30 protein-coding genes are annotated in these 20,467 nt (G+C 49.6%); 7 read left to right on the top strand and 23 right to left on the bottom strand.

All coding sequences use genetic code 11. The annotated features are described in order from the left end of the window. On the top strand, positions 1-972 hold a 972-nt coding region (locus ACTTK7_RS12560), incomplete at its 5' end, for an ISL3 family transposase (protein ID WP_462868414.1). A 9-nt stretch (positions 973-981) separates the two neighbouring features. Here ACTTK7_RS12560 and ACTTK7_RS12565 read toward each other — a convergent pair. The 3 genes from ACTTK7_RS12565 to ACTTK7_RS12575 form a co-directional block, all read right to left on the bottom strand. Further along, positions 982-1,188, bottom strand: coding sequence for a universal stress protein (locus tag ACTTK7_RS12565; RefSeq protein WP_462868415.1), 207 nt, complete (start codon positions 1,186-1,188; stop codon positions 982-984). A 45-nt stretch (positions 1,189-1,233) separates the two neighbouring features. Continuing rightward, on the bottom strand, positions 1,234-1,560 hold the full coding sequence (locus ACTTK7_RS12570; protein ID WP_462868416.1) for a hypothetical protein: 327 nt from the start codon (positions 1,558-1,560) through the stop codon (positions 1,234-1,236). A gap of 64 nt (positions 1,561-1,624) precedes the next feature. Further along, positions 1,625-2,080, bottom strand: coding sequence for a hypothetical protein (locus ACTTK7_RS12575; protein ID WP_462868417.1), 456 nt, complete (start codon positions 2,078-2,080; stop codon positions 1,625-1,627). Positions 2,081-2,263: 183 nt separating this feature from the next. Here ACTTK7_RS12575 and ACTTK7_RS12580 point away from each other — a divergent pair, with 183 nt between their 5' ends. Further along, complete coding sequence (locus ACTTK7_RS12580; protein WP_462868419.1) at positions 2,264-3,157, top strand: universal stress protein; 894 nt, start codon at positions 2,264-2,266, stop codon at positions 3,155-3,157. A 266-nt stretch (positions 3,158-3,423) separates the two neighbouring features. Beyond that, the gene (locus ACTTK7_RS12585) at positions 3,424-4,425 is read left to right on the top strand and encodes a thermonuclease family protein (RefSeq protein ID WP_462868420.1); all 1,002 of its coding nucleotides are present in this window, start codon (positions 3,424-3,426) and stop codon (positions 4,423-4,425) included. 72 nt (positions 4,426-4,497) lie between these two features. Here the strand turns inward: ACTTK7_RS12585 and ACTTK7_RS12590 are convergent, their stop codons facing one another. The 3 genes from ACTTK7_RS12590 to ACTTK7_RS12600 form a co-directional block, all read right to left on the bottom strand. Next, positions 4,498-5,142: a C40 family peptidase gene (locus ACTTK7_RS12590; RefSeq protein ID WP_462868421.1), complete on the bottom strand. Its 645-nt coding sequence runs from the start codon at positions 5,140-5,142 to the stop codon at positions 4,498-4,500. Positions 5,143-5,291: 149 nt separating this feature from the next. Next, on the bottom strand, positions 5,292-5,498 hold the full coding sequence (locus tag ACTTK7_RS12595) for a hypothetical protein (protein WP_022792098.1): 207 nt from the start codon (positions 5,496-5,498) through the stop codon (positions 5,292-5,294). Between the two features lie 93 nt (positions 5,499-5,591). After that, positions 5,592-5,798 (bottom strand): hypothetical protein, encoded by a 207-nt coding sequence (locus ACTTK7_RS12600; protein ID WP_462868422.1) that lies wholly within the window; start codon positions 5,796-5,798, stop codon positions 5,592-5,594. Positions 5,799-6,099: 301 nt separating this feature from the next. Between ACTTK7_RS12600 and ACTTK7_RS12605 the strand changes: the two genes are divergently transcribed. After that, positions 6,100-6,411, top strand: a complete 312-nt coding sequence (locus tag ACTTK7_RS12605; RefSeq protein WP_462868424.1) for a hypothetical protein — start codon at positions 6,100-6,102, stop codon at positions 6,409-6,411. A gap of 37 nt (positions 6,412-6,448) precedes the next feature. Continuing rightward, positions 6,449-7,360, top strand: a complete 912-nt coding sequence (locus tag ACTTK7_RS12610; protein WP_462868425.1) for a hypothetical protein — start codon at positions 6,449-6,451, stop codon at positions 7,358-7,360. Positions 7,361-7,734: 374 nt separating this feature from the next. Here ACTTK7_RS12610 and ACTTK7_RS12615 read toward each other — a convergent pair whose 3' ends face one another. Beyond that, a complete protein-coding gene (locus ACTTK7_RS12615) occupies positions 7,735-8,151 on the bottom strand; it encodes a hypothetical protein (protein ID WP_462868426.1) in 417 nt (138 codons plus the stop codon). Between the two features lie 197 nt (positions 8,152-8,348). Further along, complete coding sequence (locus tag ACTTK7_RS12620; protein ID WP_462868427.1) at positions 8,349-8,522, bottom strand: hypothetical protein; 174 nt, start codon at positions 8,520-8,522, stop codon at positions 8,349-8,351. A 307-nt stretch (positions 8,523-8,829) separates the two neighbouring features. On the opposite strand from ACTTK7_RS12620, the gene ACTTK7_RS12625 reads away from it, so the two are divergent. Further along, on the top strand, positions 8,830-9,384 hold the full coding sequence (locus ACTTK7_RS12625) for a hypothetical protein (protein ID WP_462868428.1): 555 nt from the start codon (positions 8,830-8,832) through the stop codon (positions 9,382-9,384). Positions 9,385-9,465: 81 nt separating this feature from the next. Here the strand turns inward: ACTTK7_RS12625 and ACTTK7_RS12630 are convergent, their stop codons facing one another. The 6 genes from ACTTK7_RS12630 to ACTTK7_RS12655 form a co-directional block, all read right to left on the bottom strand. Beyond that, a complete protein-coding gene (locus ACTTK7_RS12630) occupies positions 9,466-9,846 on the bottom strand; it encodes a hypothetical protein (protein ID WP_462868429.1) in 381 nt (126 codons plus the stop codon). Between the two features lie 93 nt (positions 9,847-9,939). Beyond that, positions 9,940-10,086, bottom strand: a complete 147-nt coding sequence (locus tag ACTTK7_RS12635; protein ID WP_462868430.1) for a hypothetical protein — start codon at positions 10,084-10,086, stop codon at positions 9,940-9,942. After that, the gene (locus ACTTK7_RS12640; protein WP_462868431.1) at positions 10,087-10,959 is read right to left on the bottom strand and encodes a DnaA ATPase domain-containing protein; all 873 of its coding nucleotides are present in this window, start codon (positions 10,957-10,959) and stop codon (positions 10,087-10,089) included. Beyond that, positions 10,847-11,692 carry a DnaD domain-containing protein gene (locus tag ACTTK7_RS12645; protein ID WP_462868432.1) on the bottom strand — a complete coding sequence of 282 codons (846 nt, stop codon included), beginning with the start codon at positions 11,690-11,692 and terminating at the stop codon, positions 10,847-10,849. The genes ACTTK7_RS12640 and ACTTK7_RS12645 overlap by 113 nt, the downstream gene beginning before the upstream one ends. Positions 11,693-11,844: 152 nt before the next feature. Next, the gene (locus ACTTK7_RS12650) at positions 11,845-12,084 is read right to left on the bottom strand and encodes a hypothetical protein (RefSeq protein WP_462868433.1); all 240 of its coding nucleotides are present in this window, start codon (positions 12,082-12,084) and stop codon (positions 11,845-11,847) included. Positions 12,085-12,139: 55 nt separating this feature from the next. Continuing rightward, positions 12,140-12,277, bottom strand: coding sequence for a hypothetical protein (locus ACTTK7_RS12655; protein ID WP_462868434.1), 138 nt, complete (start codon positions 12,275-12,277; stop codon positions 12,140-12,142). Positions 12,278-12,537: 260 nt separating this feature from the next. On the opposite strand from ACTTK7_RS12655, the gene ACTTK7_RS12660 reads away from it, so the two are divergent. Continuing rightward, the gene (locus ACTTK7_RS12660) at positions 12,538-13,245 is read left to right on the top strand and encodes a hypothetical protein (protein ID WP_462868435.1); all 708 of its coding nucleotides are present in this window, start codon (positions 12,538-12,540) and stop codon (positions 13,243-13,245) included. 340 nt (positions 13,246-13,585) lie between these two features. On the opposite strand, the gene ACTTK7_RS12665 is transcribed toward ACTTK7_RS12660, so the two are convergent. The 9 genes from ACTTK7_RS12665 to hflX all read right to left on the bottom strand — a co-directional run bounded on the left by ACTTK7_RS12665 (position 13,586) and on the right by hflX (position 20,390). Continuing rightward, positions 13,586-13,726, bottom strand: coding sequence for a hypothetical protein (locus tag ACTTK7_RS12665; protein ID WP_462868436.1), 141 nt, complete (start codon positions 13,724-13,726; stop codon positions 13,586-13,588). Positions 13,727-13,747: 21 nt separating this feature from the next. Next, positions 13,748-14,314, bottom strand: coding sequence for a terminase small subunit (locus tag ACTTK7_RS12670; protein WP_462868437.1), 567 nt, complete (start codon positions 14,312-14,314; stop codon positions 13,748-13,750). After that, a complete protein-coding gene (locus tag ACTTK7_RS12675) occupies positions 14,268-14,465 on the bottom strand; it encodes a hypothetical protein (protein ID WP_462868438.1) in 198 nt (65 codons plus the stop codon). The genes ACTTK7_RS12670 and ACTTK7_RS12675 overlap by 47 nt, the downstream gene beginning before the upstream one ends. Before the next feature lie 210 nt (positions 14,466-14,675). Further along, positions 14,676-15,368, bottom strand: a complete 693-nt coding sequence (locus tag ACTTK7_RS12680; RefSeq protein WP_462868439.1) for a hypothetical protein — start codon at positions 15,366-15,368, stop codon at positions 14,676-14,678. A 16-nt stretch (positions 15,369-15,384) separates the two neighbouring features. Further along, positions 15,385-15,576 (bottom strand): hypothetical protein, encoded by a 192-nt coding sequence (locus ACTTK7_RS12685; protein ID WP_462868440.1) that lies wholly within the window; start codon positions 15,574-15,576, stop codon positions 15,385-15,387. 279 nt (positions 15,577-15,855) lie between these two features. Continuing rightward, entirely contained in the window at positions 15,856-17,202 is a 1,347-nt protein-coding gene (gene glnA, locus ACTTK7_RS12690; protein ID WP_462868441.1) for a type I glutamate--ammonia ligase, read from the bottom strand. A gap of 88 nt (positions 17,203-17,290) precedes the next feature. Next, entirely contained in the window at positions 17,291-17,686 is a 396-nt protein-coding gene (locus ACTTK7_RS12695; RefSeq protein WP_322524914.1) for a MerR family transcriptional regulator, read from the bottom strand. 185 nt (positions 17,687-17,871) lie between these two features. Further along, a complete protein-coding gene (locus tag ACTTK7_RS12700; RefSeq protein ID WP_462868442.1) occupies positions 17,872-19,104 on the bottom strand; it encodes a methionine gamma-lyase family protein in 1,233 nt (410 codons plus the stop codon). Beyond that, positions 19,101-20,390 carry a GTPase HflX gene (hflX, locus tag ACTTK7_RS12705; protein ID WP_462868443.1) on the bottom strand — a complete coding sequence of 430 codons (1,290 nt, stop codon included), beginning with the start codon at positions 20,388-20,390 and terminating at the stop codon, positions 19,101-19,103. The genes ACTTK7_RS12700 and hflX overlap by 4 nt, the downstream gene beginning before the upstream one ends. Positions 20,391-20,467: the final 77 nt, after the last annotated feature.

Genomic DNA, 20,467 nt, shown 5'->3' on the forward strand with positions numbered 1-20,467 from the left:
AAGCGATTTGCCGAAGTTAATCCACTGGTCGATCGGTATCAGCGGCACAGCCGGGAATGGAATCAGGCCCTCGGCCTCCGGCTGGTCACCGGCAAGAATTTCACCGATACCGCCCGCCAGTTTTCCACGTCAGTCACGACGGCGCTGCGCCGGTTTGACGAGTTGGCTTCCCGGACGCTCCCGCACGTGGAGCAGCTGCCACGGGTGATTGCCGTCGACGAGTACAAAGGCGACACGAGCGCCGGCAAGTATCAGCTGTTGGTGGCGGACGGGGCTACCGGACGTCCGGTCGACATTCTGCCGGACCGGAAGAAAGAGACACTGAAGCAGTACCTGCAGCAGAAAGGCGGCCAGGTGGAGGTGGTCGTGATGGATATGAGTGCACCCTTTCACCAGGCGGCCCGGCGGGCCCTGAACCGTCCGATCATCGTGGCGGACCGGTTTCACGTGCACCGGCACGTGTACTGGGCTCTCGAACGGGTTCGGCGCCGTGTCCAGCACACCCTGTCGTCGTATCACCGCAAGCGGTGCAAACGGCTGAAGCACGTGTTTACCAAAAAAGCCGAAGCTCTGACCGCCCAACAGCGAAAGATCCGGGACCATTACCTGGCCAAGTCGGAAGAGCTCCGGACGGCCTATGAGCTCAAAGAAGCCTTTCGGGCCTGGTTTGAGCGGAGCAAGCGCCGGATGACAACCGGCCAGGCCGGCGCGATCCGGGAGGATCTGTATGCCTTCTACCGGCAGGTGGAAGCGAGCGGTTGCCCGGACATGGCGCAGGCTGCCGCCACCGTCCGGCGCTGGCAGACCGAAATCCTGAACAGTTTTACGTTCGATTATCATAATGGCACCGTGGAAGGTCTGAACAACCAGACCAAGGTGATCAAGCGGAACGCCTTCGGGTTCCAACGGTATGACCGTCTGCGGGCCAAAGTGTTACTGCATCATCAATATAAATGGTCGCTCGCCGGATAATGGAGGGGGTCACCCCAACATTAGACATAGAACCTTTTTTTTCGTCTCGTCCCATGCTGAGGGCACGTAGTACTGAAACGCACTAAAATCCCGTTCATTAACCACATGCGCCAAAACAAGCGTGGTTTCAAACCTGCCGGCAAGCAGCATAGCCGTCCGGGCGGCCCTTTTCGCTTCCTCGGATGAATCCACAGCAGCAAGAATTGTTTTATACATATCGCATCTCCTTTGTATGTTTATTTTCTGTTATGTTTTCAGCCTTTAGGACAACGGCAGCTCCGCTTCCGAAAAATAATACGTCGCCATGCCGCCCCGGAACGTCCGGTGCAGTGTCTCAAACGGAGGCACCCGTTCAATTCCGACAATTTTAAATGTCCGGCTTCCCACCGTGACAGCGTCCGCAAGCTCCAGTTCGATATTTAAAAGGTCCACCCCCGGAACATGTTTTCGAACGTTTTCCCTCGTGCCGATGTAGAGCACCTCCTCTCGCCGGTCCGGCTCGTCAAAAATATACACAAACCGTATATACTCCTCTTCTCTCGCTTCTTCCGTGCTTTTTCCGGCATATCCGTAGTAGTGCTTCTGCATATTCAAGCAGTCCCCCTTTATTACTTGTGCGTTTCGTAAACGTTATCATTTTTTCCGTCAGTGCCTACATGACCCGGAAGGTCCAGGTGCCGGAACGCCTCTGTTTTACGTTCGCGTCCCCGGCCGGAAGTGCTGCCTTTGTCGTTAAGTAATAGTATTTCCGGAATACATGGAGCGTCCATTCCTCCAGGGTAAATGCCGTCTCCCCGTCCTCCGGGGGCCTGCTGATAAACGACAGCCCGTAAAAGTACCGCTTCATTTGCACTGAGGCCTGCAGCGACGGCGTGTCTAGTGCTATAAAAACGGCATGGTTCAGCGTTCCGGGAAGCGCATGCTCTGTCATTAACGAGTATTCCTGCCATTCATACGTATGAAAATAGTAAACATAAAACGGAAGCAGGCAGGCGATTTCCTGGTTTCGCTCCGCTAAATCGTTTAATTCCGGCAGTGTTTGCGGGACAGCCCCGCCGCATTCCTTCAGCATTTCCTTCCAGACAATCTGCTTTAATCCATTCATCATACCGAAACTCCTTTGTGCTGTATTTTCAAAGCCCTTCCGGCTGTAATAGTATTCACTTTTAACTGCTTATGGTGCCATTATAAATAGAAAAGTCCCAAGTGGATGTGAGGTTCCTCACACGCAGGAGGAAAAAAATGAGCTAAACTATAGATACACTACCAAAGCCAGAAAGGACTGATTGCAATGGCACTGCACTATGAACGAATCCTCGTCGCTCTCGACGGTTCGGAGGAATCAGAATATGCGCTTCAAAAAGGCATCGAAACCGCCCTCACCTATGGAAGCGCGCTCGCATTCTGCTATATTATTGATTACCACAATATCCGCGAGCTCCGCCGGGCATCGCCGGATTTGTTAAGCGCGTCGGAGAGTATTGGCACCGACATTCTGGACCGCGCCAAAAAAAGCGCCGAGGATCAGGGCGTGAAAAACGTACTGACATTTATGAAGGAAGGGCCTCCCAAAGCGTTAATTCCCGGCGAAATAGCTCTTGAGTTCGGGGCCGACCTCATTCTTTCCGGGGGTTCCGGGGCCGGAACATTTGAAAAAAGAATTTTTGGAAGCGTTGCCGCAAGCATCGTGCGCCACGCCTCGTGCGATGTCTGGATTGTCAAAAACGAAGAGCCGCCAAAGCCGTACAGCTCTGTGTTAATCGCTGTCGACGGCTCCGAGGTCTCAACCAGCGCTTTGTATGCCGGCCTTGACATTGCCAAACGGGAAAAGAGCCGGGTACAGGTCGTATACGTGCTGAATACGCCGTTTATTTCGTCGGCCGAATACCATACCGAGGATATTGTCCAGATGTACAGGGAACGCGGAAAGGAGCTGCTCGAGGAATACCGGAATTTGAGCGCCGCAGAAGACATTTCGGCGATTGATTTTTCCGTCGAATACGGAGCTCCGAAGGTAGTGATTCCAACCGAGGCCGCCAAAAAATTCGAAGCGGATCTGATTGTGGCCGGCTCCTCCGGGATGGGACGCGCCGAGCGCCTGTTTCTCGGAAGCGTCTCGGAAAGTCTCGTACGACGGGCCGCCTGCGACGTGCTGATTGTGCGAAACGACTACCTGCCGAAATAACATTGATGTCGGACCCTGCGCTCTGGAAGCGCAGGGTTTTTTGTTTACTTTTGGCCTCATAAAAAATACCGTTAAAACGTGTACCTTTTATTGCATCTCTATTCTGATGCATACAGTCAACGAAAAGCACTGCCGGATTGGTTATTTTCTTTTCATATACTTTCTTGTACACTATTAATAACTCTATTAACCGCGACTTTTTACACGTATTACGTCCATCTATTTCCTATCAACGTGCTAACCAATTATGCAGCGGGGTGATTCTATTGAAAAAATCAGTTAGGCTTTTGTCCTCCACCCTGGCGCTGACGCTCTTTCTAACTGCATGCAGCGAAGAGCCCGGCCAGGAGAGCGGCGGTGACGAAGCGGAAGAACAAACGAACGAACAAGCATCAGAAGAGGAAACTGCCGCGGACACCGGGGAGCAGTCAGAAGAAAATAAAGAGCGCACTGAGGATGAAGAAGAATCCGGCAGTGAAAACGACGAAACGACAGAAGAAGAACAGCCGGAGGACGCTTCAAATGAGGAGGATGCCAGCGACACCGAAGAAGCATCCAACGGGAATTCCTTTGACGACAGCGAAAACACCGGCGAGGAAGCATCAGCAGACACCCAGTCCGACACTGATGCAGAAAACACGAACGCGATAGTAACCAACGTTGTCGACGGTGATACCATCGATGTAGACTACGAAGGAGGCGAGGAGCGTATTCGTCTCATTCTTGTCGACACGCCGGAGACCAAACACCCACAGATGGGCGTGCAGCCATTCGGCCCGGAGGCTACAGAATTTACAACAAGCGAGCTGGACGGTGAAGACGTGCGACTCGAGCTCGGCGTCGAAGAACGGGACTATTACGGACGGCTGCTTGCCTACGTGTTCGTTGATGGAGAGAATTTCAACCAGCAGCTGATTGAGGAAGGCCTCGCCCGGGTATCCGTCTATCCGCCAAACACGGAATATCTCGACGAATTTGAAGCCGCGGAGGAGGAAGCCCGGTCGGCCGGCATCGGTATCTGGTCGCTCGAGGATTATGTGACCGACGACGGCTACGAGGAGCAGGGCGACGAATCACAGGAGTCCTCCGAAGATTCCGGCTCTGCGGAAGACTCCGGCTCCTCGGACAGCGAAGGCTCCTCTGAAGACGTGTACTATGAAAACTGCGACGCTGCCCGCGAAGCCGGGGCTGCTCCGGTCCGCGAAGGCGACCCGGGCTACGACAGCCACCTGGACCGTGACGGGGACGGCGTCGGCTGCGAAACGTAAATAGCACGAAACAAAAGCAGGCCCGGGCGTACGCTGCCAGGGCCTGCTTTTTATTGCTGGTGCCGTCTGGATTTAACTCTGAGGCAGCACCTCCACATAGTTTTCATGCGTTGTAATATACGTGCCCGAGATGAGTTCAAACAGGTCTGAGCGTTCCTCCATCGGCACGCGGCGCTCAATCGTAAACACCTCGCCCTGGGTGACCTTCCCTGCAACAGCCCCGCTGTCCCAGGACGGTTCGCTGCGGTAATTCACCTGACCTGCGATCACCCGGAGCAGATCCCCCTTTCCACCTACGTTGGTGAGAGGCCCCGCTGTGCTGTCGACGACACGCCGTGCCCCGACGTAGCGGGACTGCCAGTAGTCACGCGTCGAATCGGCGAACGCCACCCCGGTGGACCCCTGCGCGCCTAAGAACGTCTGCCCGTCCACGTAGAAGCCGACGTGGGTGACGTCGTTATGGTTCAGATCCTCCGAGCGGGTGTCCCTCCAGAACAGAAGGTCTCCGGTCCGCAGATCGTCCTCCGCAATCGGCGTACCCGTTTCCGACTGGCTCGCTGCGGTCCGCGGAATAATTTCGCCGGTCACGTACTCAATCACGTAGCGGACAAAGCCGCTGCAGTCGAAGGTGTCCGTGCCGTCGCCGCCGAACTCATACGGCGTGCCGAGATGATCCTCCCCGTACGTAATCAGCTGATGTCCCAATGTTTGTGCCAATGCTCATCATCCTTTCCTGAAGCGAATAGGTGCCGGCTTTTTGCCGTCCTACACAGTAAAGGAGTCCGGATGGTCTTTTTTACAACCATCCGCCGAAATTTTTTTCATCTATTGAAAAAAAGCATCCGCCCGCAGGCAGATGCTCGCTCTTAAATGAAATTGACGCTGACGCTTGTTACCTTTTTGCATTCCACTTCGGTGTTGAACCATTCGCTGAATACTTCGGACATTTTCAGATCCTGCTTTTTGCCCTTTTTCAGCTTTTCAATAATTTCATCCACGCTCGGGGTCTCGTTGGACTTCGGCACAATCAGCCGGTCCCCGTCTTCGATGAAAAAGATAATAGATGTGTACATAACGATCCCTCCCAAATTTTTAACGCCGCCATCCATTTTACATTTAATCGGGGAAAACGACCACCAATTAAGAAAAAAATGACGCCGCCGCAATCAGATTTGTCCGGCCCGGTGACGCTCCCAGCTGCAGGCGAACACCTCCCCTGCCTCCCACAGATCGCTTTCATGATGCCACCCCGAGCGGACCGGCGTAAATTTAACATAGTACCACTCCGGTCCCTGGTGGTGATTTTGAAGCATCATCACACCCCACTGCTGCCTCGCCTCACTGAACACCCGTGTGCCTGGTTCGTAATTCACAGTAACCGCCCCCTTGCATTCTTCATTTCAGCTGTACGTTCAAAAGGCAGCCACAGGCGTATTTGACAACCCCCTCCTCTATTTTCCTGTGGTACAATAGGCTTAATAAATGACGGGAGGCGGGTTACGATGGCTTCCATTATTGCCGCTTTAATTGTTATTTACCTCGGCTGGACAGCGTACGCGAAAAAGAAACATGCAAAGCAGGACTGACCCCGTGGGAGGAAAAGCGGGGTTTTCTTCGGGCTGGCACTAAAACGGTATAGATGTGCCTGCTTATTCTTTCGAGGGGGGATGGTTTGTGGGCGTTTTTCTGATTAGTGTCGATTTAATCAACAACACCAAAACCAGCAACTACGACGATCTGCTTGATTTAATTACGCACCTGGCCGCACACGACAAAGCAAGACAGGTTACCCGGAACGTCATCGTGTTTGAAAGCTCCCGGGAGACAGCAGAAATCAGACAGGCGGCGGATGCCTTTTTAAGAGACTTAAAAATCAGCGGCGAAATCTCTAAATACCATTTCATTTTAAGCAAAGTCAGTGAGCTTGAATTCAAATCGAAAGAAGAAAATTTCCTAAAAACGATTAAACAGACGAACCGCGTATAGGGAGATTGAGATAAGCAGTATATCCAGGTGGAGTTTCATGCAGAAAAAAAGAAAATGGCGGCACCTGCCCGGGCTGCGGACAGGCACGAGGTGGAAGCTTGTGACGGCCTCACTGGTTTACGCCCTTCTGCTTGCCGGGGCCATTGCTGCTGTATTAGGAGGAGAACCGGCAAGCAGCACCGGAGAAAACCTTAGTGAAGAAGAGACAGAAGCGGCTGATAATGAAACAGTGTTAAAAAGCTGCAGCGATTTCGAAGACGACCAACAGCTGTATGACTACTGGACGGAGCACGAATTCAGCTCTGAAAATGATCCCGGCAGTCTTGATGCCAATAACGACGGAGTGCCCTGCGCAGTGCTCTCTGAAGGCATGAATAAGGAATTTACGGCTTATGAAAAAGAACAGACCGGCGGGGCTCCTGAGGCAGAGGTTCCTTCGTACACAGTGCACGAAGGCGAAAATGCGACGTACGATCATGGCATTTATCTGAATTATTATGTAATCCCGGACGCAGATCCTGCGTCGATTGATGAAGCGGATATTGATACCATCAGTGACGAAGTGATCATGGAGGTGAAAGACCAGAAAGAATTTCATCTGCTGACGATCAATTTTGTTGATGCCAAAAAAGCGATGGATTACGGAAGCTACGTTTACGGAAAAACGGATTACTTCCCTAACGGGGAAATCAGTGCGGCAGAAAATTATGAACCTGGCGACTACAGCGACCACGAGATCAACACGTTTTATGGGTCCATGAATAATAAAGGCCTGCCGAAGCAGCGGGAGGAATATCCGTCCGACAAGCAGCTGGACATGTATTTTTACTGGGCGGGTCCGGCATACGATGAAAGCACGGGCACCAGCCCGGTGAAGGCCACCGCTGACAAATTCAATGTCTCCGAAGAAAAAGTGGAGCGGGCCATTCAAAAAGCGAGCAACCGTTAACCTGAGGCTGTTCGCTCTTTGAATATTTTTGACATTATTTCTATCCAAGGACTCATTAATGAATACAATTCATCCGATAAAGTACATGTGGGATGAATGTTTCGTCCCACTCCTGAGACTAGCCCCGTGTTCCCCGCGGGGTTTTTTTAATAACAGAAAAGCCTCAATCTGCAAAAAAGGACTATTGCCTCGTGATTTTAAAATGTAAGCGCTTTAAAATTAAAATTGTAACGCTTCTCTACCATCTCCCTGGATGAAGGATAGGACTGGAATTTGCAAAGGTATATTCCCTCAGTTTGCCCTGTGTACGCACAGGGTCTTTTTCGTTTTTATGCAGGGCAAGTATCATAAGCAGAAAATCGGATTCCAATAACTTATTCCAACAAATAGCTTTGAAAGGTATAGGCGATGATTTTTTCCAGGTCATTCTGCTCCAGCTCTTTCCCGTCTGCTGCATCAATTCTCCACGTGCCTTCGTTTCCATTCGATAAATACAACGTGTCAAACGGCTTTTCACCGCCTGCAATTTCCTTGTTATGCCTGTTTGTCTGAAAAACAGCTTTTGCATTAAATTTATCGCCTTGTTCCCTATCAAATTCCACGCGAAGATTGGTCGGTTCCTGGGCAGCATTGGTTTTATCCTCACTGCCGTATTCATAAACTACGGACGCTCCGCCGTCCTCCTTTATTTTATTCACAGGCACGTCGTGATCATTTTCCAGCGTATCACTTGAGCGGTCCAGCCCCGTTTCGAGTTCCTCTATCTTTGCAGTTATTTCCTGCTCGTTCATTTTAATCCCTCCCACTACTAGTAGTGGTCACTATAGCCTATAACCGTCAGGAAGAAACCTATTGTTTTTTAAATTTGCTAATACGTACTCACTGTCACTGCCCGGCTTAAATCAGATTAAGAGATGCACACTTTTTCTTTGGACACATAAAAAGCGCTCCTGGAAGAGCGCCAAAGCGTTGAAATTATAATGGCGGCTTACACCTTGATAAACCCTGATAAACGAACCTCTTCGTCGATAACTGGTATCACAGCTAATGACGTTTCATCTTTTGTGAGCAGGACTGAATTGCCGTTAAAACTTTTGACCTTATATTCCTTTCCACTGTTCCTGTCGCGGTACGTGTCTCCTACTTGAATCGTTTTTGTCATTTCAATCCCCCTAAAATAGTAGTGTCACTCCATATCTTTCGCCAATTCCGGAGGATTTCCTTCTATTTCCTGACATTAATTCATAAAAAAGGACAAGCGCAGGAGTGCCTCAGGGTTTTGTAGTGGCAGCACGCGTCCTCTCCCCGAATATATGAATGCAGAAGCCCTAACAGATTTCTTAGGGCTTTTTTGTTCTGCAGACAGCTGATCGAAATAAAGAAACCTGCATAAAAAGCATGAAAATCCAAATAGTAGTATTATAAATTAAACGAATGCTTTTATATTTCATACAGGCTGGAGGGATTCGATGAAAAAGAAAACTATGTTACTTGCCCTGGGAGTTTCTTTCGGTATTTTTTCAGCGGGCTGTAGTCTAGGGGAGAACGCTTCCCCGGACGGAGAGGAAAACAACGAGCAGGAAGCCTCTGAGGAACAACAAAATAACAACACGGAGAAAAGCTCTTCCCCGGAGGAACCGGTGTCCCAGCCATCTGAAGAAATCGATGTTGAGGAGAATTTAAAGAACGCGGCTGAACCGTATCATGAGGATATGCAGGAAGGCGCTCCTATCGTGGTAGAGGGCGAGATCACTCATGAATATTCGCCGCACGAAAACTTCAACCCTTATGACGAGCGTGTTTACAGAATGCATGCACCTTCAGAGGATAAAAATACTTATTTAGTCACTGCCCCGGAGGGTAGTTATTTGAAGGTTGGTTTAACGATAGCTTTGTATGGCGGCTTCGATGGATTTGCCCCAAATACGGAAGTCCCATTGGTTTTAGGGGACATTGCGGAGGACAGCGATATTGAAGTTGAGAACGAGCCGGATCAGGATGTTCAGCTCGAATCATCGGATTAAATGAATGTGAACGGTTAGGTGTGCGCCAAGGTTAATGCAGTATGCACCAATTAATTTGAGCGAATACATGCGACAATTTTTCTACCCTGAAAATTTTTTCACCCGCCACCGATAAATAAGTTTGATTATTAACGTTAGGATTAAAGGTATCGCAAAGAACGACAGCGCTCTCCCATCGATAGAATCCGATATAAAATGCAGGCTGAACATGATTAAAAATATTATCAGAAAAATATACATCGTGTTCGTGATAATTCTGTTAATGCGTATCAGCCTGTGAGCCTTCTCCTCAGACTCCTGCCGAAAGTGCGGAGCTATAAACAATCCGACCGTAATGCCTCCGATAGTCTGGCCGACAACAAGCGTGTTATCCAATTCCCCATCAATTATGTAGCTCATAATAATACTAATAACAAGAAACGTGACGCCGTAAAGTGCCGCAAGCTTGATTCTTCTTTTCATTAAACCACCCCGTTATTTATTAACCTATCCCCTAATTTTTAGGTCGTTTAACCAAACTTTCATATTAAACAATTTCTTTTTTCGGCTGCTTCATTACTTCACTGCGAGTTTTTTCTTCTCAAAATGCCGTTCCGCTTCTTTAAAGCGCTCCATGTTTTTCCTCACCCTCTCCTTCCGCAGCTGCTCCTCCGCTTCATTCAGCTTTTTTCCCTGCATGACTATCCCACAAGCTGGCACCATTTAATACACTCCTTTCAGTCGGTAGTTTAAGTTGTTCTTCGGTCCGGTGATTGTCACCAGAAAGGATTTGCACATCTGTACGATACGGGACGCGAGCGCATCGTCCACTTCCACGAGCTCTTCCATGATCAGCTCTGTGGAAACGAGAATCGGCAGGTGATTCAGATACCGGTGATTAATCACGGCGTACATCTGCTCGATCTGCCAGGCGGTCGCTCGCGGCACCCGCTCATACCTATCCTTTGTCCACTGCTTCACCGGCTTGAACAAATCATCGATAAACAGCACATCCGCCTTTTTCATGCGCTCCATTTTCAGCTCCAGCAGATTAAAGTCGTCCCGCAGGTCGTTGAACCCTTCTACGTAAGGAAAATACTGGACGGATACGCCCTGCTGCTGACCGCCCTCGTCCTCAATCCTTTTGCGCTGCATCAGATTGTTGCTGAGCGCCATCAGAATATGCGTTTTGCCGCATCCCGGAGCCCCCATGATCAGCATGCTGTTCTCCCGCTGCTTCCGGAGCTTCTGGTAGCTGCTGTAGTAGGCGAGCGCGGCTTCCTTCATACTCGCTACCTGCGGATTCACGTTGTCGGTCTGAAACTGCCCGAAGGTGACGTTCCGGAAGCTTTCGGTAATTTCACTGAATTGGAGCAACCGCTGCGTCCGGCGCTCTCGAATACATGGGCAGATGACCCATTTCTCGACTCCCTCCACCTTTTCCAGCCAGCCGGTCTGGTCCTTGCATACCGTGCACTGGTAGTCAGGCTCCCGGTCGGTACCATCCGCGGCCGAGAGCGGATTGCTTTTCATTTCCTCTGATTTCTTTTCGAGAATTTCGAGTACCTCCTGCATGCCTTTGGCTGTTCCTTCCATGTCGGCGTGCCTCCTTCTGCTGTTTTTTCGTTTCTTCGTACTTCTCTACATCATCAAGCTTGCGACAGCTGAACCGCTGCCAATCATTCAGGATTCGTTCGGCGTATTTCAGGCTGCGGCCGCCCTGGAGAATGGTAGTCTCCAATGCCCTATGCACAATCTCCGGAGACATAGCCTCGCACCAGTCACCCAGCCGCTCCCGGTGATAGTCCGTCATCGTGCCGCCGAAATTCTCTTCGTAAAACCGAACAACGCTGTCGACGACACGGGGACTACTGTTTAATTCATCTGTCGAATTCATCTGCAGATCATCTGTTATGGAATCCGACACTTTGTCCGAATCCGGGTTAGTGACAGATTGTTCGGATGCAATAGCGCATTTTGTCATAATCGAATTCAACATTTTGTCGTAATCCAGCGCGTAGTGAAGCGTTGGCGCCCCGTTCGCTTTTTTCAGCTTGGTGCTGACCAGCTCTTTGTTGATCAGCTTATCGATCGACCCTTTGATTTTGCGCCGGGTTAATCCAGTCTCTTTCTCCCATTCCCCGTAGCTTTTATAAAAGAAGCCGTCGGTGCGCTTTGTTTTGTCGGCGTAGAACACGAGCTGATTTAAAACCAGCGCCGTATTCAGATCCCCGTCCAAATATTCGATAAAGATACGCGGCACCGTGATGATATGATCCTGTCCGCTCATTTTCTTCATGATTGCCCGCAGTTCCTGATGCTTGCTCACGCTTTTCACCTCTTTTTTATTTTTCGTCTTCCCCATGTTGTATATTGTCTGGATGGTTCATTTCGGAGGAGGAAAAACTATTATGTACGATGAATTTTTTCCATGACCGGAACTGTTTCTACCCATCCTACAATTGGTCATAAAAAAACCCGCTACTCGGTATCGTAGCGGGCAGCCCCATTCTTCTTCCACATCGCGTCGATAATGGGTAATTCACTCAGGCGGGTAATAATATATTCTTTTTGACGGTACGTTTGAATGCTGTGAAATAATTCCTCTTCGGTTTCAAACGAATAAATCTCTTCCCCGTAATACGCATTAATAATTTCCTTGTATGCTCCAATGAGAATCTCATTGGTTTTTCCACGCTTAGTGTAAGCAAAGTTACTCATTTTATCACCTTCTACCTACACATTATCATAGTATTCTACCTTTTTGTCATTACATTTATTTTACAATGTTCGGCTGTTCCAGCTGCTGCTGCAGCTCCTCCACACGCTCGGTATATTCATCGTGCGGAACCTCACCTTTATCGTACTCTTCCTCCAGCGCCAACTTCTCTGTAATCAAATGGGCTTTATTCATTTTTTATCATTCCTTATTTTTTATTTATTCTTCTCTACCTCTTTGTATAGGGAAAGCAAACGTTTAAACGCGTTTTCAGGATAAAAGTCATGCAAAAATGCAGGCGTTAGAAGTTACCTTTTATGTTTTGCCCACCATTATGACCAAATAATTTTAATTTAAAATCAGGGACTTATGATGCAGGAAATACTTTAAGGGTACGTATGTTTGCTGTTAAAATGAAATAGATTCAATAAATTACATATACAGGGGGAAATTCCATGAAGAAGTATTTATTAATGGCGGGACTTGCCACTACAACGATTGCACTAAGCGCCTGTGGTGGTGATGAGGATTCTGGCTCAGACAATGGAAACGAGAATTCTTCAAATGAAGAAAGTGAAAACAGCGAAGATAGCAACCAGGAAGAATCATCGGGGGATGAATCTTCTGATAGCGAGGACAGTGAAGGCGAAACCATGAGCGCGGAAGAGAACGAGAAACAAGAAGCACAGCCAGGTGATACTGTAGAAAGTGAAGCTGGGTCGTTCAATATGGTTAAACGCACTGACGATATTGGCACGGTAGAGACAGGACCCCTCGAAGCTACTTTTGAATCCGCAAAAGTGATTGATGGTGAGTTAACAGAAGAATACCAGAATATCTTAGAGACAGACAGCGAAGATCTTACTTACATCCAGTTAGATATGTCTGTCGAAAACACTGAGGAAGAACCTGTTAATTTTTATCCTTCCCAGGCTACTGTTACGACAAATAGCGGTGAACAGCTGGACCCGGATGCCTTTTTTGGCGAACACATTAGTGGAGAATTCCTAGATGCAGTGACCCAAGAAGGATATAATGTGTATGTGCTTGAAAACTCAGAAGCGGAAGAAATTGAAGAAATCACTGTTCGCATAGGTGCACCAACCGATGAAGATTTTAATGAAGTTGGGGAATCGATCGAACAGACCATTACATTTGAATAAAACAATAGCCCTGCTCCGTGCAGGGTTTTTTCATGTCTTCTGTGCATTAAGAAAAAATGAATGAGCTTGAGCGGTGAGAAGAGAAACCGAACTCCTGCTCGACGCCCGGCGTAAAGATCACCCATTTCAATTGCTCATAGACCGAAGTGGACAGGTATTTACCGACTTTCCGGAGAATGACCACGTTGCCCTGGTCATCTTTAAAAAGTCCGTCGCGGTTTTCAACGATACCACGGAGGACTTCATGGAGGGACGGTCGCCGCTTAGTATGTTATACGGCTTGTCACTCAGCCCCATCGGATAGAAGTTCGGATTAATCAGGTCCATGATGTCCGTCGTCTTAACGGCTTCGGCTTGCACGTCGCTCCATCTCCTTTCGCATCGCTTCTTTGTCGTACAGGATAAACACGCCAGCAGCATCGGCCTGTTCTTTTTCCTCTTCCTGCTCGATCCGTTTCGTTTCCGCCTGAGCTTTGGCCATATCAGCCTGCATCTTCTCTTTCTAGACGCGGTGTTTCATGTTCTCCGGCAACAGTTTAAAGTATTGCTCCAGTTTCTCTAAAGCTTTCATTTTATCTGCTAACTTGATGGAAACGCCGTCTTTGGCCTGCTTAGCTTCTGTGATGATCATGCCGTCCACAGCTGCAGACTCTTTAAAGTCCACGTAATTGACTTCTTTCATGATCGTGTTGCCCTCGTCATCCGTTAGCGGACCAAACCTCCCTGTCGCTTCAATTTCCTTTTTGCCAAATATCATGAAGTCGGTAATATCAGTAAACGCTATCGCTGCGTACTTCTGGAGAATCTCTCTGGCGTCCAGGAGCAAATCGTCAGTCATATTGGCTTTGAGTTCACGAATATAATCCGCAATCTTAGGTTTTCTAAGGTTTTCATGGCCGATTACAAACGCCTTATCCGCACTATATCCTGCCTTAATAGCAGACTGCATAGCGTTAAATGTTTTGATGTAATGCATACAAAAAAGCCGCTGTTTCTCGGTCAAGTTCTCCGGTTCAGCGACTTCAATGGTCGCCTCCTTGCGCTTTTGGCATCCCTGCTTCAGCGCCATACTGTGAGACTAATCCCATCCCCACCTCCTCCACATACAATTGCTGGAGTTCGCGGATCACTTGGATATTTTCTCGATAGCTACCAATCCATTGCACAATATCTTTCGCCTGTGGTGCTTGATGTTCTACTTTCATTTTAGTTGCCTTCATCCAACCACCCCTTTATTCCGCCCTCAGCACCCCGCCTTTGGCTCGTTTGTATGTTTGCTTCATTACCCATGAGTTCTTTCAACTCTCACTCGGTTAGCTTCTGCTTCTTCTCCTTCGGTTTCTTTTTCATACATGTCTCCTAACAAAAAAGAGGACACCAAACCATAGCGTTGTGCTGTCGTTCAGTGTCCTCAAGTGGGCTGGTAGAACTTATTCTTTATAATCCTTAAAGAGCTTAATATCATAGATGTTACTAATATTAACTTCTATTTTCTCTAAGCGAGTTCTTGCATCTTTTAAAATCTTAATATTTCTTTTAAAACCAGTGAAGTTTTCTACATCTCTCTGAAACAAATAAGCTATTCTTTTATTCCTAATTTCTTCTCTAGTCTTAAAATTATCGTATAATTCTTCTAACATCATTTCTATATCAAATAGTCTATTTTTAATGTCTATTTTTTCTTCGTGAATTTCTGAAAAAAATAGCTCATCAAAAACTGTGAGATCTATTGAAGATAAGTCAGAATACGCTGAATCAAGAATATTTTTTAATCGTTCGAGTTTTTGAGTAGTTAATTCATTATCCGATATTTTAATATCCACTTCTTGGTATGTGCTAGTAACAGAATCAATGCAAGAAATTAATTTATAAGCTGAAGTTTTTTGTATTTTAGTATTAATTTCGTCAATTCTTTCTTGCTCAATTTCATTTTGAGTTTCAACACTTTTAATAGTATATTTACCAGCCAATAAAGCACCTAAAAAAGCGCCTATAATAGTCCCACCTGTAGTTAACCAAACTCCAGGCGTAACACTTTTGTACTTATCGGCAGAGAAATCAATAAACCAAATGAGAAATAAAATGCTCGTTGCTATTATTGCTATTTTCGACCACTTAGGCATTCAAAACTCCTTTCCCTCATCCCATTTCACCCGTTTTACTTACCCCTGGTGCGTCACAATCTTCGTCTCTCCGTGCTCCGGCAACGAAGCGCAACGCACACGCCCCCTTAGACACCCCCAAGACGAATGGTTCTTCTGAACTAAGTATATCAAAATTTAGTTTAACTGTAACTTCATCCCAGCTAATATCGGTCATGCGCTCAGTCATTACTGCCCCCCTTGCTCTTATGTTTCCGGTAGCACTGCTTCCAGAACTCCGCCACGCTGACCACGTCTGTTGCATAATGCATACTGTCGATTGGCAAACATCGTTTCTGTAATGGAAAGTTGCCTGGACCACGACCTTTGGTTCGCACTGAAACGCATAGATGATGATCCCCCACCGATTCATGGAATGGCAGTACACCAACTCCCCCGTCTGATAATGAGATGCTTTACCAAACACAAAAAACCCTCCAGCCATTGCGGCTGAAGGGTTTTCTCAATCTTAGTACGTGGAGAGATACTGTTCGCGCTCCCAAGGGTGAACCTGGCTGCGGAACATGTCCCACTCGATTTCTTTTGCTTCGGCGAAATGTTCGATGGCGTGCGGGCCGATGGCGTTCACAAGAACTTCGTCGTTCAGCAGGTGCTGAAGCGCTTCGTTCAGGTCTGCCGGAAGGTCCTCGATGCCGAGTTCTTCGCGCTCTGCTTTTTCCATCACGTAGATGTTGCGGTCTGTCGGCTCTGGAGCCTCGAGCTTCCGCTTGATGCCGTCCAGGCCAGATGCGAGCATAGCTGCAATCGCAAGGTATGGGTTTGCGGACGGGTCCGGGCTGCGCGTTTCGATACGCGTGCTCATGCCGCGGGAGGACGGAATACGTACGAGCGGGCTGCGGTTACGCAGGGACCACGCTACGTATACTGGTGCTTCGTAGCCTGGCACAAGACGCTTGTAGGAGTTGACGATTGGGTTCGTCAGCGCCGTGAACGCCTTCGCGTGCTCAAGGGTACCTGCCAGGAACTGCATCGCCGTCGTGCTCAGCTGAGAATCGGTCTTCTTGTCGTAGAACGCGTTCTCTTTGCCTTTGAACAGGGACATGTTGCAGTGCATGCCGGAGCCGTTTACGCCGAACAATGGCTTTGGCATAAAGGTGGCGTGCAGGCCGTGCTTACGAGCGATTGTTTTAACCACGAGCTTAAACGTCTGGATGTTGTCGCAGGCCGTGATGGCGTCTGCGTATTTGAAGTCGATTTCGTGCTGACCCGGCGCCACTTCGTGGTGGGAGGCTTCGATTTCAAATCCCATGTCTTCAAGCTCAAGCACGATGTCGCGGCGGCAGTTTTCACCGAGGTCCGTCGGTGCAAGGTCAAAGTAACCGCCTTTGTCGTTCAGGGTTGTGGTCGGCTCGCCTTTTTCATCGTTTTTGAAAAGGAAGAATTCAGGCTCCGGTCCAATATTGAAGTCGGTGAAGCCGAGTTTCTCTGCTTCTTTAAGTACACGCTTCAAAATACCGCGAGGGTCGCCCTCAAATGGTGTTGGTTCTTCGCCAGGCTTGCCCGGCTCATATATGTCACAAATTAAACGTGCAACCTTGCCTTTTTCCGGTGTCCATGGGAAGACGATCCAGGTATCAAGATCCGGGAAGAGGTACATATCGGATTCTTCAATACGCACAAAGCCTTCGATGGAAGAACCGTCGAACATCATCAGGTTGTCCAGTGCTTTATCAAGCTGGTCCACCGGAATCTCTACGTTTTTAATAATTCCTTGCAAGTCAGTAAACTGAAGACGGATAAACTTAACGTTTTCCTCTTCTGCAAACTTTAAAATGTCTTTTCTCGTGTTTGCCATGTTAATTGTGACTCCTCTCTAAAAAACTAGAATAGTGAATTATTATATCTTTCCCCCGGCCGCAGCCGGAAAAAAGTTAATCCTGCTGTTAGTCGAAAAACCGCGACAGCTGTCCCTGAATCATCGACGGCCGTGAGTATTTACCTGCCATCATCACTTCCTTGCGGAGGTGCTTGCGCAGTTCACGGTCGGTCATATCGTGATTTCTAGGTGCTGAGGGCTGCTTCGGTTCCTCTGAATACGTTTTTAACTCATAGATTTCCTTGATGCCTGAAAGGTTTACGCCCCGCTCCATCATCGCTTTGATTTCAAGCAGGCGGTCCACGTCGCGGAAGGAAAACAACCGTTGGTTGCCTTCGGTCCGTGTCGGAAACACCAGCCCGTGCTCTTCATAATAACGAATCTGCCTTGGGGTGAGTTCCGTCAGTTTCTGGACGATACCAATCGGAAATAAAGGGGTATTTCGGCGTACATGATCATTCATGCGTTACGCCCCCTTTCGTTGAAACTAAGTATATCCTACATGATGTAAGCTTTTTCGTCAAGTTCATGTAAGCTATTTTTACATCAAAATTTTCAGAACTTATTGTATCTTTTATATTTTCGCGTATTTTCCAGCAAATGTACAGAAAAAACAGGCCCTCTCACGGAGAACCTGTCCTTCTATCGTTATTGTATCGCTTTTAACGCTTCGTTTACGGCAATTTTCACGTGCGTATACGTTAATCCGCCCTGAACGAAGGCCGTATACGGCGGCCGGATTGGGCCATCGGCAGAAAGCTCGATGCTTGAGCCCTGGATGAACGCACCGGCAGCCATGATCACTTCATCGCTGTAGCCGGGCATGGCACTCGGCTGCGGCGTTACGCCGGAGTCGACTGGAGAATACTTCTGCACCGCCTGGCAGAACCGGATCATTTTCTCCCGGTCGCCAAACTGCACGGACTGGATCAGATCGGTCCGCTCCTCCCCGGAGGCCGGTGATGCCTGCAGGCCGGCGTCCTCCATCAGCGCTGCGGTCAGCACCGCTCCCTTATGAGCCTCCGCCACGACGTGCGGTGCAAGAAACAGCCCCTGAAACATTTCCTGGAGCATGCCGAGCGTCGCGCCGCCTTCAAGGCCGATACCGGGCGCGGCAAAGCTTGCGCCCGCCCTTTCAATCAAATCGCTTCTGCCGGCAATGTAGCCGCCGGTACGGGTAATGCCGCCGCCCGGGTTTTTAATGAGCGAGCCCGCCATCAGATCCGCGCCGATATGGCCCGGCTCGGTCGTTTCCACGAACTCGCCGTAGCAGTTGTCCACAAACAGCACGATATGCGGGTACGCCGCTTTAAGCTCTGCCACGTACGCCATCATTTCCCCGAGGCCGATCGACGGACGATCGTCATAGCCGCGCGAGCGCTGAAACGCAATCACCTGCGTGTCCGGTGTGACCGCCTCGTGCACGGCGCCCATGTCCACCCGGCCGCCGGCGAGCGGCACCACGTCGCAGCCGATGCCCCATTCGCTCATTGTGCCCGCTTCGCTGCCGTCGAGCCCGATCACCGTGTTCAGCGTGTCGTACGGCGTGCCGGTCGCATACAAAAGCCGTCCGCCAGGACGGAGCGCCGCAAACAGCGCCGTGCTGATCGCATGCGTGCCGGAAATAAACTGCTGGCGCACCATAGCTGCTTCGGTGCCGAACACATCGGCATACACCCGGTCGAGCACCTCGCGCCCGGTATCGTCATAGCCGTACCCAGTCGAGTGTTGAAAATGAAACGCCGACACGTTATGCGTCCGGAAAATATCGAGCACCCGCTGCTGGTTCACAAGCTCGCGTTCCGCAATGGCTTCAAGCTGCGGCGCAATCCGGCGCTCGGCCCGCTGCAGCTGCTTTTGTTCCATCGTATCGCGTGTCATTTTGCCCCTGCATCTCCTTTGGCATACTGCTTGATTTCCCGGTGGATCGCCTGGTCGCTCTGCACGTACCCCGATAGAATCCAACTTTCGTTTTCTTCATCGAGTGTTTCCTCGCGTACCACCGTTTCATGCTTGAACCGCTGCATCACATGGCCGTCGGCAAGCGGAATTTCCACCCGGTACGGCTGCAGTTGCTCGAGCAGCACACTTTCCATCGACTCCCGCAGCAGCTCCACGTCCTCGTCCTTCCGGGCCGAGATGGAAATCGACGGCTTGTCTGCCGCTATCACCGGACCGTCCTCGATGGCGTCGCGTTTGTTGACGACTGTGAGCGACGGAATATGGCTTGCTTCGAGCTCCTTTAACAGCCCGCGCACCGTGGCCGCCTGCTCGGCTGCCCGCGGGTGCGAGCCGTCAATCACGTGAAGCAGCACGTCTGCTTCCTTTACTTCCTCAAGCGTCGCCTGAAACGCTGCAATCAGCGCGGTTGGCAGGTCCTGAATGAAACCGACCGTATCGGTCACAAGCACCTCCAGGCCCGACGGCAGCTCCACCCGGCGCGTCAGCGGATCGAGTGTGGCAAACAGCGCGTTTTCCTCGAGCGTATCCGCTTCGGTGAGCTTGTTTAAAATCGTGGATTTGCCGGCGTTCGTGTAGCCGACGAGTGCAAACTGCAGCACATTCTTTTCCTTGCGCCGTTCGCGGTACTGCTCGCGGCGGTTTTTTACCTGCTTGAGCTTGCTTCGCACGTCGTCCATCCGCTTCTGGATGTGACGCCGGTCGGTCTCAAGCTTCGTCTCCCCCGGTCCGCGTGTGCCGATTCCGCCGCCGAGCCGGGAGAGCGATTCGCCCTGCCCGCGGATGCGCGGCAGCATGTAGTTCAGCTGCGCAAGCTCCACCTGCATTTTCCCTTCGTTCGACGCCGCACGTCCGGCAAAAATATCTAGTATCAGTTGGGTGCGGTCAATAATGTATAATCCGGTCTGGTTTGTAACTGTGGAAATCTGGCCGGGCGAGAGCTCATCGTTAAAAATCAGCAAATCCGCCTCCTGCTCTTCAGCGGTCGCCACCGCTTCCTCGAGCTTGCCTTTGCCGACGTACGTTTTCGAATCGAGCGAACGCCGGTTCTGCGTCAGCACAGCCGTGACCGTTCCCCCTGCCGTTTCCACGAGCTGTTCAAGCTCGGTAAGGGACGCTTCAAATGTTTCCTGATCAGTATCATCCTTATGGACGGCAATTAGTACAACCCGTTCTTTATCTACCTGTTGGTTCTCAAATTCCTGCAATAGTTTAGATCCTCCTGTTTTTCCTGTCCTCTACATACTATAATATGGGTTAAGTGCCAAACAAACAAGCCGCGATG

Source organism: Marinococcus tarijensis (assembly GCF_054971385.1).

Bases quoted from the DNA above. Each gene is read 5' to 3' on its own strand.
- ACTTK7_RS12665 (WP_462868436.1), bottom strand. From the start codon at position 13,726: ATGGCCAAAGCTCAGGCGGAAACGAAACGGATCGAGCAGGAAGAGGAA.
- ACTTK7_RS12610 (WP_462868425.1), top strand. From the start codon at position 6,449: ATGCAGAAAAAAAGAAAATGGCGGCACCTGCCCGGGCTGCGGACAGGC.
- ACTTK7_RS12685 (WP_462868440.1), bottom strand. From the start codon at position 15,576: ATGACTGAGCGCATGACCGATATTAGCTGGGATGAAGTTACAGTTAAA.
- ACTTK7_RS12570 (WP_462868416.1), bottom strand. From the start codon at position 1,560: ATGCAGAAGCACTACTACGGATATGCCGGAAAAAGCACGGAAGAAGCG.
- ACTTK7_RS12695 (WP_322524914.1), bottom strand. From the start codon at position 17,686: ATGAATGATCATGTACGCCGAAATACCCCTTTATTTCCGATTGGTATC.
- glnA (WP_462868441.1), bottom strand. From the start codon at position 17,202: ATGGCAAACACGAGAAAAGACATTTTAAAGTTTGCAGAAGAGGAAAAC.
- ACTTK7_RS12700 (WP_462868442.1), bottom strand. From the start codon at position 19,104: ATGACACGCGATACGATGGAACAAAAGCAGCTGCAGCGGGCCGAGCGC.
- ACTTK7_RS12575 (WP_462868417.1), bottom strand. From the start codon at position 2,080: ATGATGAATGGATTAAAGCAGATTGTCTGGAAGGAAATGCTGAAGGAA.
- ACTTK7_RS12650 (WP_462868433.1), bottom strand. From the start codon at position 12,084: ATGAGTAACTTTGCTTACACTAAGCGTGGAAAAACCAATGAGATTCTC.
- ACTTK7_RS12635 (WP_462868430.1), bottom strand. From the start codon at position 10,086: ATGGTGCCAGCTTGTGGGATAGTCATGCAGGGAAAAAAGCTGAATGAA.
- ACTTK7_RS12660 (WP_462868435.1), top strand. From the start codon at position 12,538: ATGAAGAAGTATTTATTAATGGCGGGACTTGCCACTACAACGATTGCA.
- ACTTK7_RS12640 (WP_462868431.1), bottom strand. From the start codon at position 10,959: ATGGAAGGAACAGCCAAAGGCATGCAGGAGGTACTCGAAATTCTCGAA.
- ACTTK7_RS12615 (WP_462868426.1), bottom strand. From the start codon at position 8,151: ATGAACGAGCAGGAAATAACTGCAAAGATAGAGGAACTCGAAACGGGG.
- ACTTK7_RS12595 (WP_022792098.1), bottom strand. From the start codon at position 5,498: ATGTACACATCTATTATCTTTTTCATCGAAGACGGGGACCGGCTGATT.
- ACTTK7_RS12630 (WP_462868429.1), bottom strand. From the start codon at position 9,846: ATGAAAAGAAGAATCAAGCTTGCGGCACTTTACGGCGTCACGTTTCTT.
- ACTTK7_RS12680 (WP_462868439.1), bottom strand. From the start codon at position 15,368: ATGCCTAAGTGGTCGAAAATAGCAATAATAGCAACGAGCATTTTATTT.
- ACTTK7_RS12670 (WP_462868437.1), bottom strand. From the start codon at position 14,314: ATGGCGCTGAAGCAGGGATGCCAAAAGCGCAAGGAGGCGACCATTGAA.
- ACTTK7_RS12655 (WP_462868434.1), bottom strand. From the start codon at position 12,277: ATGAATAAAGCCCATTTGATTACAGAGAAGTTGGCGCTGGAGGAAGAG.
- ACTTK7_RS12625 (WP_462868428.1), top strand. From the start codon at position 8,830: ATGAAAAAGAAAACTATGTTACTTGCCCTGGGAGTTTCTTTCGGTATT.
- ACTTK7_RS12620 (WP_462868427.1), bottom strand. From the start codon at position 8,522: ATGACAAAAACGATTCAAGTAGGAGACACGTACCGCGACAGGAACAGT.
- ACTTK7_RS12565 (WP_462868415.1), bottom strand. From the start codon at position 1,188: ATGTATAAAACAATTCTTGCTGCTGTGGATTCATCCGAGGAAGCGAAA.
- ACTTK7_RS12580 (WP_462868419.1), top strand. From the start codon at position 2,264: ATGGCACTGCACTATGAACGAATCCTCGTCGCTCTCGACGGTTCGGAG.
- ACTTK7_RS12675 (WP_462868438.1), bottom strand. From the start codon at position 14,465: ATGAAGGCAACTAAAATGAAAGTAGAACATCAAGCACCACAGGCGAAA.